This is a genomic window from Leifsonia poae, from assembly GCF_020009625.1.
Lineage (GTDB): Bacteria > Actinomycetota > Actinomycetes > Actinomycetales > Microbacteriaceae > Leifsonia > Leifsonia poae_A.
Window position 1 is genome coordinate 1,285,434 of sequence record NZ_JAIHLP010000002.1, and the last position, 13,789, is coordinate 1,299,222.

Genomic DNA, 13,789 nt, shown 5'->3' on the forward strand with positions numbered 1-13,789 from the left:
CAAAGCCACCGTGCTGCTCGGCGTGGCCCGCGGCCTCCTCGTGGCCGCTCAACTGCCGGAACACGAATGACGCGTAAGGGTTAGCGGCCCTGACGCTTCTTGAACGGCTTCGGCTGCCCCTTCACGGCCGGCGCGCGACCCTTGCCTTTCGAGGCTTTGGCTTTGCCGCCGGCGGGACTGACGGGTTTCTCCACAGGGGGTGCCGCGGCGATCTCCTCCCGTGCCGTGGCCAGAAAGAGCACCCCGGCCTCGGTCAGCTGGGTCCTCGCGCTGTTTCGGACGAAGAGCGGTGACCCCACCTCATCTTCGAGCTTCGCAATCGACGAGTAGAGCGCGGAGAGAGAGATGCCGAGTCCCTGGGCTGCACGCGGAAAATGCAACTCCTCGGCGACGGCGACGAACCGAACAAGCAGGGTGATGTTCACAGACGCCCTTCTTCGATCATGAGCTGGGCTGTCCGAGGCTCGGCGAATAATCGAGCGGTGAGCGACAGCCCCGCAAAGGCTTCAGCCTACCGTGATGCCCTCACCCCTGGGCGTCCTCGACCGCTACATCATCGACATCAGGAGCACGCCCGCGACCATCCCAGAGACCTCGCCGATCGCGAGCATCCTGCGACGACGTCGGCCTGGCTGAACGGGAGTACCTGCGTCTGCCCTCGACATCGCGACCAGGAGCCAGGCGCTGTACGCGAGGAATCCGGCGACGAACGCCACCACGATCGCGATCAGCGAGACGCCATGGTGGGCGTGCGCGACCCCTGGCTGTGGTGTCCTCATGCTCAGCGAGTGAGCGACGAGCGCCGCCATCGTCACGCCGCCGAGGGCGCGATGGAGACTCATCGGCGAGACGCGTCCCGCCCGCCGGTGCAGCGCGAACGCGGCCGAAGCCAGCGACAGCGCGATAGCGATCATGCCGACGCCGGGCGCGACCGACGCCAGCACGCAGCCGAGCATGGCGAGCACCATCAGCGCCGCGGCCGACCACACCCGCCAGGGGCGCGCCGAGCCGAGCAGGCAGCATGCCGACAGCGTGGAGGCGCCGAGTGCGCCGATGTCGAACGCCATCTCCGAGCCTCCCTCGTCTTCAGCGCGCGGGGTGGTTCAGCTGCCGCACTGGCAGTCGGCGCCGCACGACGCAGCAGTGGATGCGGGGCACGCCGATGCCGACCGCGGAACGTCCAGAGTGGGGTTGCGGTCGAAGAAGCCGTACGGCTTCAGAGAGAAGCCCGCGTAGTCGACCGGCATGATCGGCCAGTCCTCCAGCCGAGGGAAGTGCGTCAGCCCGAAGGTGTGCCACACGACGATGTCCTCCCCGTCGATCGGGCGGTCCTGCGCGATGTACGCCGGCAGCCCGGCGCCGCCAGGGTGCAGGTTGACCGCGTAGCCGGCTGCCCACAGCTCCGACGGCTCGTACTTCGTCACCCACAAGTGGTGAGCGGCGAAGCCGGCGCGTTTGCGCTGGTGCGCCCCCTCCGCACTGAACAGTGCCGGTCCGGACTCCGGGTGCAGCACGTAGCTGGTGGGACGCCCGACCCGGTTGGTGCGCGAGGCACTGCTGATGCTCCAGACGCGGCCGACCCGACCGTCGGCGTCGCGCACCGCTCCGGATTCGGTCCCGAGCCTGGTGATCGTGCGGCCGATGGCGCTCCCCCACGGATTCGCCTCCGAGATGGGCACGCGGGTGACGTCGATCTCGTCCACCGCGTTCTCGACGCCGTCGACGGTCATGTCGAGGCGCGCACAGAACATGTGCTGGTGCACAGGCGCGCCGAGACCCGGCGCGAGCGGGGTGGAGTACGGGTCGTCTCCGCCGTCGTGGGCGCCGGTGAAGACGACCCCGGTGGCTTTGGCCTCCACCTCGAAGGTCCCGTCCAGGTAGAAGTAGAAGTAGAACCCGTAGTCGTAGTTTCCGACCGTCGTGAAGAACGACACGACCAGTCGGCGCTGGCGGCGCGCCTCCGAGGTGTGGGTGAACTCGTCGGTGTGCTTCCAGAGAATCCCGTAGTCCTCCTCGTGGATGCAGATCGCGTTGGCGATCGTGCGCGGACGGCCGAAGTCGTCGGCCACCACGGCATCGAGGTAGAAGATCTCGCCCAGGCAGTCGCAGCCAAGCTCGAGGGAGTTCGCGAGTCGGCCGAACTGGTACTCGCCGGCGTCGTAGTAGTTCTGCCAACCGTGGATCGGTGTGGGGTCGGCGTAGTTGACGACCATCTCCGAGATGGATGCCCTGTACAGGATCGGCCGGCGTTCCTGCTGGTAGCTGAATGCCACGTCGTGAAGCGTCACTCCCTCACGGCCATTGAAGCCGACGCGCAGGTCCCAGTTCTCCCAGCGCAGCACGCCGTCGTCGTATGTGAAGCTGACGCCCTCCGGCTGGGTGATGGAGATGGGCTTCAATGATGTGCGCAGCGGGCCGGTGATCTCCGGGTCGAGGTAGTCGCCTGACTCCATCGGAACAGTGTCGACCGGCGTCTCGACCAGGCGGATCACCGAGCGCGAGAGCGTGTCGACGTGAGCGACCACGCCGTCGATCGGGTGCGCCCACGGGAGGTCGGCCTCGTCGGCCTGGTAGAAGGCGAGCACACGGAACATCCTGCGACCCTCCTCGTCGTCGTAGTCGAAGTGGCCGGCGGTGAGAGGGCAGGTGCGCACCTTCGTGATGTCGTGGATGCCGCGCGTGGCGAGCGCCGCAACCCAGCCTGCGTCGGCCTTGACGATCTCGTCGACGAGCGCGAACTCCTCATCGAGCACCGGGGCGGTTCCCTCGGTCACCCGGTCCAGTTCTCGGGCACTGACGACGACGCCGTCCGTCACGTCCGTGACGACCTGCGTGACCGCGCCGGAGGAGAAGTCGAGCAGCAGCGCCTCCACGTGGCGGTGCAGCCTGGCGGCACGCTCGGGATCGAGCACGTCGCGCTTGTGGGGCTCGTGCAGCAACACGTAGGTGAACCGCGTGTGCTCGGTGACCAGGCCGGCCGCGGTGAGGACCTCGCGGGCACGGTCGATCTCGGCGCCCGTGAGCGCGGCGAGCGGGTGGATGGTCGTCGTGGTGGGAATCGTCAGGGACATTCCAGAACTCCTTTGTCGGTACTCCCGATTATTATTGACTTTAGCGTCAAAATCACGAGGGTGGAAGAGCGAAAACGAAATCGTCGGGCAAGATGGGGAGCGTGCCGAAGATCGTCGACCACGACCAGCGCCGCCGCGACATCGTCGAGGCCTACTTGCGCGTGCTTGCGCGTTCCGGGGTCGCCGGCACGCACGGACGGTCGGTCGCGGCCGAGCTCGGGGTCGTGCCCGGCACCCTCTGGCACTACTTCGACTCCGTCGAACAGATCGCGGAGGCCGCAGCCAGGCGGGGGGTCGAGCGTACGCTCGCGCGCATCCAGGAGCGATCGGGCGAGCTGCGCGGGCTCGCCGCGCTCCTCGCGATCGCCGAGGAGATCCTCCCCACCACCGATGTCACCCGCGAGGAGGCGCGGGTCGTCGTCGCCTTCTGGGGTCAGGTGCTGCCAGACGCCGACACCCGCTCAGCATTCGGCCGGCCGCGGGAGTTCACCGACCGCACCCGAACCGCGCTGGCCGAGGCCGTGACCGACGGTGATCTCGTCTCCGGAACCCCACTCGAGCCACTGGTGCGCCTGCTCGACTCCGTCTACGCCGGAGAACAGGTCATCTGGGCGGCCGAGTCCGTCGACGACGATCCCAGCCAAGCCAGGCGGTCCTTCGCCACCGCGGTCGCCCCGTGGCTCGCCGACACGGCCTCCCCCGCTGCGTCCACCCTTCGCACCTGGACCAGCTGAGCGGGTCCGAGCACGTCGCACGTGGTGCGGGTGGCGCTCAGGACGCCGCCCGCACGACGTCCACCACGGTCTGTGCGAGCGCCACGGCGGCATCCCGCAGCGCTTTCTCCGCCACCGGCCCGACGCATGCCGCGGCGAACTCCGGCTGGTGGTTGGTCGCGGGCAGGCTGCCGACGCCGACATACGGGTGGATGGCCGGGACGATCTGCGAGACATTGCCCATATCGGTCGACGCCCGGTTCATCGTCCCGGTGCCAGAGGTGTCGAACACCCTCCCCAGCGCGGTGGCGTTCGCGCGGTAGTGGCCGAGCGCCCGCTCGTCGGTGCGGAACTCGGAGTACCGTTTGCTCTCCGGCGTGTTGGTGAGCGTGGTCCCCGAGGCGAGCGCGCCCGCTTCGAAGCAGCGGTTCACCCTCTGCTCGATGTGCTCCAGTTCCGCCAGGGTCTCGGCGCGCACGTACCAGCGGCCCTCCGTGCGGTTCGGAATGGCGTTGGGCGCCTGGCCGCCGACGGTCTGGATGCCGTGGACGCGCGCCGAGTGCGGCAGCTGCTGGCGCAGGAGGCCGATGGCGACCTGCGCCACGACGAACGCGTCGTTGGCGTTGACGCCCTGCTCCGGGTACGCGCCGGCGTGGGCCGCTTTGCCGTCGTACTGCACGTGCGAGTGTGCAACGGCGAATGGCCGCGCCTCCGCGACGTCCACCGGCCCCGGATGCGCCATGACGGCCAGGTCGAGGCCGGCGAAGGCTCCGCGGTCGAGCAGCTCGATCTTTCCGCCACCGCCCTCTTCGGCCGGGGTGCCGTACACCTCAACCGTGATACCGAGCTCGTCGGCGAGCGGCGCGAGCGCGGCGGCGACGCCGACGGCGATGGCGGCGATGAGGTTGTGACCGCAGGCGTGACCGAGCCCGGGGAGCGCGTCGTACTCGGCGCAGATTCCGATGCGCACCGCACCGGTGCCAGCCGTCGCGAGGAACGCGGTCTCCAGCCCGAGATAGGCGGGCGTCACCGCGAAACCACGGGATTCGAGCTCATCGCAGAGTCGGGCGCTGGCGCGGTGCTCGTTCCAGGCGGTCTCCGGGTCGGCGTGAAGCGCCTCGGAGAGGGCGATCAAGCGCGGCAGCTCCGCGTCGACCTGCTCGCGCACGCGCCGCTTCAGCGCCGCCTCACTCATCGCCCCGCACACCGTAGCTCGGCGCCCCGGCAGGGGTGAGCCCGCGTGCCACGTACGCGTCGCGCTGCGGCAGCCAAGTCTCGACGAGGATCTCGTCCAGCAGCTCGACGGGATGGTCGGCCCAGTCGACGCGGAGGTCGGTGACCCGCCAGCCGGCGTCGCGCACGACCGCGACGCCGGCCGAGCGGACGGGCCCCTCCTCGCCTCCGGCGGCGACGGCGGCCTTCAATGCGGACAGCAGTCTCACCTCCAGGTCGCCATCCGCCGCCTCGAACGCGTCCACCATGAGCTGCGGGAGGTCTGCCCTGGCGAGCAGGTTGCCCGCCGCGACGGCGTGCGCCGACTGCGCGTGGCCGTGCTCGCCGAGCACATGCGACCCCGAGTGGATGGCGGAGCGGCCTGCGCGGTCGATCACCAACAGCTGCCGGTAGTCGATGTCCGGCGTGGAGTCCACGACCCACGCAAGCACCTCCGCCACCGGCCGTCCGTCGCGCAACCCGGCGAGGAGCTGCGGACCGAGCCGGGGATCGGTGACGTTCTGCGAGTGCGCCCCGCCGATACCCTCCGCGAGGTTGACGCAGCGCGCGGCGACTGCCGGCGATGAGGAGCAGATGGCAGAGCCGATGGCGCCGGTGTCGTCGACGGCGAGGATGGAGAAGGTCATCGTCGCCCCTCCCCCGCCGCGTCCGTGCTGATGACAGCTGTCGCGTCGATCTCCACCAGCCACTCCGGCCGGGCGAGCGCCGAGACGACGATGCCTGTGGAGACGGGGAAGACGCCTTTCAGCCAGCGGCCGACGACGCGGTAGACCGTCTCGCGATACCGCGGGTCGACGAGGTAGATCACGACCTTGACGATGTCCTCGACGTTCGAACCCGCCTCCTCCAGCAGCATCGCGATGTTCGCCATCGCCTTCTCAGCCTGCGCCTCCACGTCGCCGATGCCGACGGACTCACGGGTCTCCAGGTCCTGGCCGATCTGGCCGCGCAGGTAGACGACCCCGTTCGCGACGACGGCCTGGCAGAGATCGTTGTCGAGGTTCTGCTCCGGGTATGTCTCTTTGGTGTTGAACGGCCGGATCCTGGTGTGCGTCGGCATCAGACAACTGCTCCTTCTGCCGCGAGCGCGGCCTGCTGGTCGTACGCGAGATAGCCCCGCTGAATCTGGATCTGGTCGGCGATGTGGCCGGCGTCGTGCCAGACACCCCAGATGAAGCTGGAGCCGCGGCGCGACTGCCAGGGCAGGCCGAGGAAGTAGACGCCAGGCTCGGTTGAGACGCCGCGCTGGTGCACCGGCCTGCCGTTCTCGTCGAACGCATCCACCTGCAGCCAGCTGTAGTCGGTGCGGAAGCCCGTCGCCCACACGATCGTGGTGATCCCGGCCGCCTGGAGGTCGAGTTCGAGGATCGGGTCGGTCAGGCTCGCCGGATCGGCGCCCACCAGGCGCGCCTCAGGCTCCTCGGGGAGGTCGAGGCCGTTGCGGGCGACGTAGGCGTCCGCCTCGTCGAGGAGGGCGAAGAGGTTGTCGTCGCCAGCGGCGACGTTGCGGGCGACGTCTGGTGCGAACCGCATCCGCCCGTCGCTGTACGCGGTGGTCCGGCCGACCAGGGTGATCCCGCCGGCGGCGAGCTCGCGGAAGTCGACCGTGTGGCCGCCGTCCGCACCGCTCACGGCGATGGTGACATGCTCGGCACCCTGGGGAGGGGTCGACAGGTCCCACTTGCCGAGCACACCGAGCCACCAGACGAAGTCGCGGCCCCGGTAACGACGCGGCGGCCGGTCGTGCGGGCCGACCGACAGGTAGACCTCGCGGCCCGAGCGGCGCAGCTCGTCGGCGATCTGCACGCCGGACGAGCCGGCGCCGACGACCAGCACGCCACCCTGCGGCAATTGCGCAGGATTGCGGTAGTCACTGGAGTGCAGCTGGGTGGGCCACGAGCCGTCTGGGATGACCGCGGGGATGACGGGGACTTGGAACGGCCCGGTGGCCGCGACGACGTAGCGCGCCTGGAACGCACCGTCTGAGGTTTCGACGGTGAACCCCGGCCGGTCGGCGTTTCGGACGACGCGGGTGACCTCCACACCGGTGCGGATGGGCGCGTCGATGAGTTTCGTGTACGCGACGAAGTAGTCGGCGACGTCGTCTTTCGGTGCGAACTCGTCGGCGCCGACCGTCTCGAACTCCAGCTTGGGGAAGCGGTCGTGCCACGCCGGGCCGTTGGCGACGAGCGAATCCCAGCGCCCTGTTCGCCAGCCTTCGGCGATCCGGCCCTTCTCGAGGACGAGGTGCGGGATGCCGCGGTCGGTCAGATGATCGCTCATCGCCACACCGGCCTGGCCACCGCCGACGACGACGACCTCGATCTCCTGGATCTCCTGGCTCGACATGCTGATCTCCTTCGCTGATCGTTGAGCGGTCCAGCCATTGTCAGCAGGAGCGGTCGAATCTGTAAAACAATGAGAATCGCCGAATTGGATCAATAGAAGTGATGCCTTGTGCGCGGGTCGCGCGCGTCGATTAACTACCTCGCCAAAGAGTTTTCGACCCGGATGCTCACACCACATCGCTTCAATTGATGCAGTTCAGCGGTTTTCGGCGCTCGTTTCGATGTGCCACTCGTGCGTACTCTTCCGGCATGACGATCGAAACAACCGCCCGCGTCGACGGCAGGGCACTCATCGACGGCGACAGGGTCCACGCGGCCTCCGGCGACACCTTCGTCACGATCAACCCGGCGACGGGCTCCGCCATCGCAGACATCGCCCAGGGCGGCAGCGCCGACATCGACAGAGCGGTCGCAGCGGCGCGCGCCGCATACGAGAGCGGATCGTGGAGCGCCCTCGGAGCCGCAGAGCGCGGTCTCGTCCTCCGACGTCTCGCCGATCTCATCGAGCGCGACGCCGATGAGCTCGCACTGCTCGAATCGCTCGACATGGGCAAGCCGCTCTCACAGACCAGCGCGGTCGACGTACCGGGAACCGCTGCGACGTTCCGCTGGTACGGCGAGCTGGCCGACAAGCTGACCGACGAGGTCCCCGCCACTCCCCCCGGCTCCACAGCGATCGTCAGCAGGGTCGCACTCGGCGTCGTCGCAGCGATCGTGCCGTGGAACTACCCCCTCGACATCGCCGCCTGGAAGCTCGCCCCGGCATTGGTGGCGGGCAATAGCGTGGTGCTGAAGCCCGCCGAGACCACGAGCCTCAGCGCCCTCCGCCTCGGCGAACTCGCCCTGGAGGCCGGCCTGCCGGCCGGCGTGCTCAACGTCGTCCCCGGGCCAGGCGCCGTGATCGGGCGCGCCCTCGGACTGCACCCGCACGTGGACGCCCTCACCTTCACGGGATCGACGGCCGTCGCCAAGAGGTTGATGACGTACGCCGGCGAGTCGAACCTGAAGCGGCTCAGCCTGGAGGCCGGCGGCAAGAGCTCCAACCTGATCTTCGCCGACGCGGAGGATCTGTCGCGTGCGGCGGAACAGGCAGCATTCGGCGCGTTCTACAACCAGGGCGAGGTCTGCTCGGCCAACTCCCGTATCTTCGTCGAACGCCCCGTCTACGACGAGTTCGTCGGCCTCCTCACCACAGCCGCGCAGGCGTACCGTTCCGGCGACCCGCTCGACCCGGCCAGCGGCAACGGCGCACTCGTCTCCGAGTCGCACGCCGACACCGTCGCCGAAGCGATCGCCGCTGCGGCGCGCGATGGCGAGCTGATCGGCGGCGAACGGATCCAGCGCGGTGGATCGTCCGCGTTCATCGACCCGGCCATCGTCACAGGCCTGCCATTGTCGCATCCGTTGCACCGCGACGAGATCTTCGGACCGCTCGTCGTCGTGCAGGCGTTCGATGACGAGGGCGACGCCGTGCACGCCGCGAACGCGACGGACTACGGCCTCGCCGCCTCGGTCTGGACCTCCAGCCTGTCCCGCGCGCACAGAGTGTCCGAGCGGCTGGTCGCCGGTACGGTCTCGGTGAACACCGTGGATGCGCTCGGCTCCACCACCCCGTTCGGCGGGTTCAAGCAGTCCGGCTTCGGCCGCGACCTCTCCCGCCACGCCATCGACAACTATGTCGGCCTCAAGACCACGTGGTTCCAGCACGACTAGGAGTTCCACGATGACCGGGCAGTTGCACGGCGCATCCACCCCCAACTGCGTAAAACCCGGCAATCCCCGAGAATGAAGGACGAAGGAGTCCCACCGATGAGTTCACCAGCCAGGAACGACGCGAAGCTCGAGACCTCGAACCTCCGAGCCCAGCACTTCCATAAGACACTCGGCCGTCTCGACATCGTGTTCCTGTCGATCAGTGCGATCATCGCCATCGACACCGTCGCGCAGATCGCGGCGGGGGGCGGCGCCGAGGCGTTCACCTGGACCGTGATCATCGGCATCACGTTCCTGTTCCCGTACGCGCTCGTCATCGCCGAACTCGGCAGCACCTTCCACGACGAGGGCGGCCCCTTCGTCTGGGTGCGGCTCGCGTTCGGCAAGCTGACGGCGGCGATCGCGACCCTGTTCTACTGGATCACGAACCCGCTCTGGATGGGCGGATCGCTGGTGTTCATCTCCGCCGCCACCTGGAGCGCGTACATCGCACCGCTGCCGGAAGGAAGCGCAGGCGACATCGCGTTCAAATTGATCTTCATCTGGCTGGCCATCGGCACCGCGATCATCGGCCTCAAGTACGGCAAGCACATCGTGGCCGCAGGCGCGATCGTGAAGGTCGCCCTCCTGGTGATCTTCGTCGTCACGGTGGTCGTCTATGCGTTCCAGAACGGCATCCACGGTTATGCCGCCGGCGACTTCTCCCCGACACTGGGCGGATTCCTCGCGGTCACGCCGGTCATCCTGTTCGCGGTCGTCGGCTTCGAGGCGCCCAACGGCGCCGCCGAGGAGATGCGCGACCCGCAGCGCGATGTGCCGAAAGCGATCGCCACCTCCGGCATCATCTCGATCCTCTGCTATCTCGTCCCGATCTTCGCCATCCTGGCGGTGCTGCCCGCCAGCAAGGTGCAGGGCGCGAGCGGCTTCTTGGAGGCGTTCAAGGAGGTCTTCTCCGTCTACGGTCTGGCCTCCGGTCCTGTCATGTTGATCGCGGGCCTGCTGTTCGTGTTCGTCGTGCTGACGCAGGCCAGCGCGTGGATGATCGCCTCCGACCGCGTGCAGGCGGCGGCAGGCGCCGATGGGGCGTTCTTCCGCTATTTCGGCGTCTTCTCGAAGCGGTTCGGCACCCCGGTGCGCATGAATCTCCTCTCCGGCATCGTCGCCACGGTGTTCTGCATCGCGGCGACCATGCTGCTCAAGGGCAGCACGGCGGCCGTGTTCACCGTCGTGCTCACGGTCGCCATCTCGACACTGCTGCTGTCCTATCTGGTGATTTTCCCGTCGATCGTTCGCCTGCGCCGCAGATACCCGGACGTCGAGCGGCCGTTCCGCGTCCCCGGAGGCCGTGCCGGGCTGTGGATCGCCGTGGTGATCATCTACGCCTGGGTCGTCCTCGGCTCGTGGGTCGCGGTCTTCCCCGGCACCCTGGAGTCGGTGTTCGGACTGAAGTACGACTTCATCGACACCTGGGGCGTCGACCGGCCGACCTTCGAGGGCTTCACCGTCGGCACCCTGATCGTCATCGTCGTCATGGCGCTGGTCGGCTACTACTGGCAGCGGGCACGCGACCGCCGTGCGGAGCCTGCAACGGAAGCGCTGCTGGAGCCGGTCAGAGACTGACGCGGTCGCTCCGACACCACCGCGAACGGAGGAGATCCACGGCGCGCGCCGGGATCTCCTCCGTCGTCGGGTGCTGCGTCAGCGTGCGGCTTGGCTGACCGCTATCAGCTCCGCCGCCCGCTCCGCCACCATCATCACCGTGATGACCGGGTTCACGGAGGTCAGCGTCGGGAAAACGGATGCGTCAGCGATGCGCAGACCGCGGACTCCGCGCACACGCAGTTCGGGGTCGACCACGGCGCCCTCGTCGTCCGAAGCGCCCATCCGGCACGTGCCGCTCACGTGGTAGACGGTCTGGTGGATGTCGCGCTGCACGGCCGACAGCTCCTCGTCGCTCTGCACCTCCGGCCCGGGAAAGACTTCGCGCACCAGGTGGTGCCGCATCGGCTCCTCCTCGGCGATACGTCGCGCCAGGCGTACGCCGGCGACGAGCATGCGCTCGTCGTGACCGGACGCGTCGGTGAAGTAGCGGTAGTCGATGACAGGAGGCTCGTCCGGGTCGGCGGAGGCGATGGTGACGCGACCGCGGCTGTGCGGCTTCGCGACGTTCGGGGCGATCGCCACGATCGTCTCCGGAAACACGACCCCGCGCGCCCGCGGGTGGTCGACGACCGGATCGACGGGGAAGTGCATGAGCACATCCGGCCTGGCAGGGTCCCCGTCGACACCGACCATCGCCCCGGCGTCCCAGCCGGAGGCCGAGACGGCGGGCGGCGCCGACACGGCCTCCCACACCACGAGGCCTTCGGCATGATCCTGGAGGTTCTCCCCCACCCCGGCGAGCTCGTGCACCTGTTCGACGCCGGCAGCGGCGAGCACCGAAGACGGCCCGATTCCTGAGTGCAGCAGCAGCCGCGGGGTGTCGATCGCCCCGCAGGCCATCACGATCTCCCGGCGGGCTCGCACCTCGTGCGTCGCGCCATCGGCGTCGCGGAAGCGCACGGACACCGCGCGGCCGTCCTCGACGACAACCCGCTCAGCGCGGGCTCCCGTGATCACGTCCAACGACTCCCGTGCATCCATCATGTCGTGGAGGTAGTGGATCGAGCTCGACCCGCGCACATTGGTCTGCGGGTCGTAACCGACCTCGAAGAAGCCTGCGCCCCGCGCCAATGTGTCGGTGCGTCCGTCGTTCCACCGCTCCTGCACGGGGAGGCCGAGCGCCGTGGCCGCAGCGGCGACGACATCGGCGACGAACGGGTTCCTGTCCGCCTCGCCCACCGGGTGGATCGGGATTCGCAGCCGATCGAAGAACGGATGGAAGCTCGCCGGGCCCCATCCGGCGGCGCCGGCCTGCACCCACTCGTCCAGATCGGAGGCCGGCGGGCGCCAGGCGATCATGGTGTTGGCCGTCGAGCAGCCGCCGAGGATGCGCATCCTGGACTGGCGGATGTGGGAGTTGCCGCGCTCCTGCGGCACGCTCGGATAGTCGAGGTCGTACTCGCTTCCGATCATCTCCTCCCAGCGCCGGATCTCCCGGGCGCGGCCCTCGCCGCGATCGCTCGGCCCCCACTCCAGGAGGCAGACCGTGACGTCGGGGTTCTCGGAGAGGCGCGCGGCGACGATGCCGCCCGCAGTGCCGCCGCCGACCACGACATAGTCGTACTCGGCGGCGGCGGGCTGTGCTGGGTTGTCGGTCATTCTGCTCCTGCGGTTCCGATGGTGGAGACGGGGGTGGCGGCCGGAGCCTGGATGGTCGGCACGGGCGGCTTCGACGGCGCCCACTTCATGAGCGCATAGTAGAGCGGGCAGATCACAGCCAGACCGACGATCCAGGAGATGTCGACGCCGCCGAGGGCGGTGGCGACCGGGCCGGTGTAGAAGGCCGTGCTGAGGAACGGCAGCTGCACGAGGATGCCGAGCACGTAGCAGAGCACAGCATTGCGATTGATGCGCCCATAGATGCCGCCATCCTGACGGAACAGCGATGCGATGTCGTACTTGCCGTGCTTGACCGCGTAGTAGTCGACCAGGTTGACCGCTGTCCACGGGATCAGCACGCACAGCAGCAGGATCATCAAGTTGGACAGGTTCACCAGGAAGTTGGCCGAGAACGCGAACCCGAGCACGAGCGCGATCAGGAAGAGGATGACCGCGATGGCACCGCGAGAGAAGGCCCGCGGAATCCACTTCGGGAACAGGGTCTGCCCGATCGTGATGATCGCGAGACTTCCGCAATAGAGATTCATGCCGTTGCTGACGCTGATGCCGACGCCGAAGACGAGCAGCGCCAGTCCGGCGATCCCCGGGATGAGAGCGCTCAGCCCCGTGGCGACATCGTCCTTCGGGAAGGCGGCTCCCACGATCGAGCCGAGCACCATCGGGATGACGGAGCCGAGGACGCAGCCCGCGAATGTCGCCCAGAACGCGGCGCGCACGCCCGTGTCCTTGGGCATGTACCTGGTGTAGTCCGAAACGTACGGCGCGTATGCGATCTGCCAGAGCGCAGCGACCGAGATGGTGCCCATGATCCCGGTGGCGGTCACCGAGCCGTAATTCAGTGCGCCGGCCGGCAGCGTTCCCGCCGCGAAGATGTAGACGAAGACCAGCGCGATGGTGAGGCCGGCAACGATGCTCATGACGGTGCCGAAGACGTGCAGGAGGCGGTAGCCGAAGACCGCGCCGAAGACGCTGATCAGGCCGACGAGCACTGTCGACCAGAAGGAGCCGAGGTGGGTCAGCGAGTCGAGCGCCTGGCCTCCCAGGATCACATTGGAGGCGAAGAACGCCACGTACATCCCGACCACGATCACCACGACGAGGAGGCTGCCGTACGAGCCGAACTGCGCTCTCGTCTGCAGCATCTGGGGCACGCCGATCTGCGGCCCCTGCGCCGCGTGCAGCGCCATCACGACACCGCCGACGAGGTTGCCGACGACGAGCGCGACGATAGCGGCCCAGATCGGGAGGCCGTACACGGCTGTCGCGAGCAGTCCGGTCGCGATCGACAGCATCATGATGTTGCCGCCGAACCAGATCGTGAACAGGTTGCGTGCCTTGCCGTGCCGTTCGTCCTCGGGAATGTAGTCGATGGTGCGGGTCTCGACGCCGAGGGCGTCGCTGTGGACCTCAGTGCTCATGGGCGTGCTCC

General features: G+C 68.4%; 12 protein-coding genes. 3 read left to right on the top strand and 9 right to left on the bottom strand.

Annotated elements, in window-relative coordinates; translation table 11 throughout:
• Positions 1-80 precede the first annotated feature (80 nt).
• The 3 genes from K5L49_RS06780 to K5L49_RS06790 all read right to left on the bottom strand — a co-directional run bounded on the left by K5L49_RS06780 (position 81) and on the right by K5L49_RS06790 (position 3,071).
• Positions 81-425 (bottom strand): LysR family transcriptional regulator, encoded by a 345-nt coding sequence (locus tag K5L49_RS06780; RefSeq protein ID WP_223691389.1) that lies wholly within the window; start codon positions 423-425, stop codon positions 81-83.
• 123 nt (positions 426-548) lie between these two features.
• Positions 549-1,067 (bottom strand): hypothetical protein, encoded by a 519-nt coding sequence (locus tag K5L49_RS06785; RefSeq protein WP_223691390.1) that lies wholly within the window; start codon positions 1,065-1,067, stop codon positions 549-551.
• A 36-nt stretch (positions 1,068-1,103) separates the two neighbouring features.
• Positions 1,104-3,071 (bottom strand): primary-amine oxidase, encoded by a 1,968-nt coding sequence (locus K5L49_RS06790; protein ID WP_223691391.1) that lies wholly within the window; start codon positions 3,069-3,071, stop codon positions 1,104-1,106.
• A gap of 101 nt (positions 3,072-3,172) precedes the next feature.
• Here K5L49_RS06790 and K5L49_RS06795 point away from each other — a divergent pair, with 101 nt between their 5' ends.
• Complete coding sequence (locus K5L49_RS06795) at positions 3,173-3,805, top strand: TetR/AcrR family transcriptional regulator (protein ID WP_223691392.1); 633 nt, start codon at positions 3,173-3,175, stop codon at positions 3,803-3,805.
• Between the two features lie 37 nt (positions 3,806-3,842).
• Here the strand turns inward: K5L49_RS06795 and K5L49_RS06800 are convergent, their stop codons facing one another.
• From K5L49_RS06800 to K5L49_RS06815, 4 genes are read right to left on the bottom strand one after another with little or no spacing between them, the layout of a single operon-like run.
• Positions 3,843-4,979: a M20 family metallopeptidase gene (locus K5L49_RS06800; RefSeq protein ID WP_223691394.1), complete on the bottom strand. Its 1,137-nt coding sequence runs from the start codon at positions 4,977-4,979 to the stop codon at positions 3,843-3,845.
• Positions 4,972-5,643, bottom strand: coding sequence for a DUF1028 domain-containing protein (locus K5L49_RS06805; RefSeq protein ID WP_223691396.1), 672 nt, complete (start codon positions 5,641-5,643; stop codon positions 4,972-4,974). Before K5L49_RS06805 ends, K5L49_RS06800 begins: the two co-directional genes overlap by 8 nt.
• Positions 5,640-6,077, bottom strand: a complete 438-nt coding sequence (locus K5L49_RS06810) for a RidA family protein (protein ID WP_223691398.1) — start codon at positions 6,075-6,077, stop codon at positions 5,640-5,642. The genes K5L49_RS06805 and K5L49_RS06810 overlap by 4 nt, the downstream gene beginning before the upstream one ends.
• Positions 6,077-7,366: a flavin-containing monooxygenase gene (locus tag K5L49_RS06815; RefSeq protein ID WP_223691400.1), complete on the bottom strand. Its 1,290-nt coding sequence runs from the start codon at positions 7,364-7,366 to the stop codon at positions 6,077-6,079. The genes K5L49_RS06810 and K5L49_RS06815 overlap by 1 nt, the downstream gene beginning before the upstream one ends.
• Before the next feature lie 248 nt (positions 7,367-7,614).
• Here K5L49_RS06815 and K5L49_RS06820 point away from each other — a divergent pair, with 248 nt between their 5' ends.
• Together K5L49_RS06820 and K5L49_RS06825 are read left to right on the top strand one after the other, a co-directional pair.
• On the top strand, positions 7,615-9,078 hold the full coding sequence (locus K5L49_RS06820; protein WP_223691402.1) for an aldehyde dehydrogenase family protein: 1,464 nt from the start codon (positions 7,615-7,617) through the stop codon (positions 9,076-9,078).
• Positions 9,079-9,174: 96 nt separating this feature from the next.
• The gene (locus tag K5L49_RS06825; RefSeq protein WP_223691404.1) at positions 9,175-10,698 is read left to right on the top strand and encodes an APC family permease; all 1,524 of its coding nucleotides are present in this window, start codon (positions 9,175-9,177) and stop codon (positions 10,696-10,698) included.
• A 78-nt stretch (positions 10,699-10,776) separates the two neighbouring features.
• Here K5L49_RS06825 and K5L49_RS06830 read toward each other — a convergent pair whose 3' ends face one another.
• A complete protein-coding gene (locus K5L49_RS06830) occupies positions 10,777-12,339 on the bottom strand; it encodes a GMC family oxidoreductase (RefSeq protein ID WP_223691406.1) in 1,563 nt (520 codons plus the stop codon).
• Positions 12,336-13,778 carry a purine-cytosine permease family protein gene (locus K5L49_RS06835; RefSeq protein ID WP_223691408.1) on the bottom strand — a complete coding sequence of 481 codons (1,443 nt, stop codon included), beginning with the start codon at positions 13,776-13,778 and terminating at the stop codon, positions 12,336-12,338. Before K5L49_RS06835 ends, K5L49_RS06830 begins: the two co-directional genes overlap by 4 nt.
• Between the last annotated feature and the right edge of the window lie 11 nt (positions 13,779-13,789).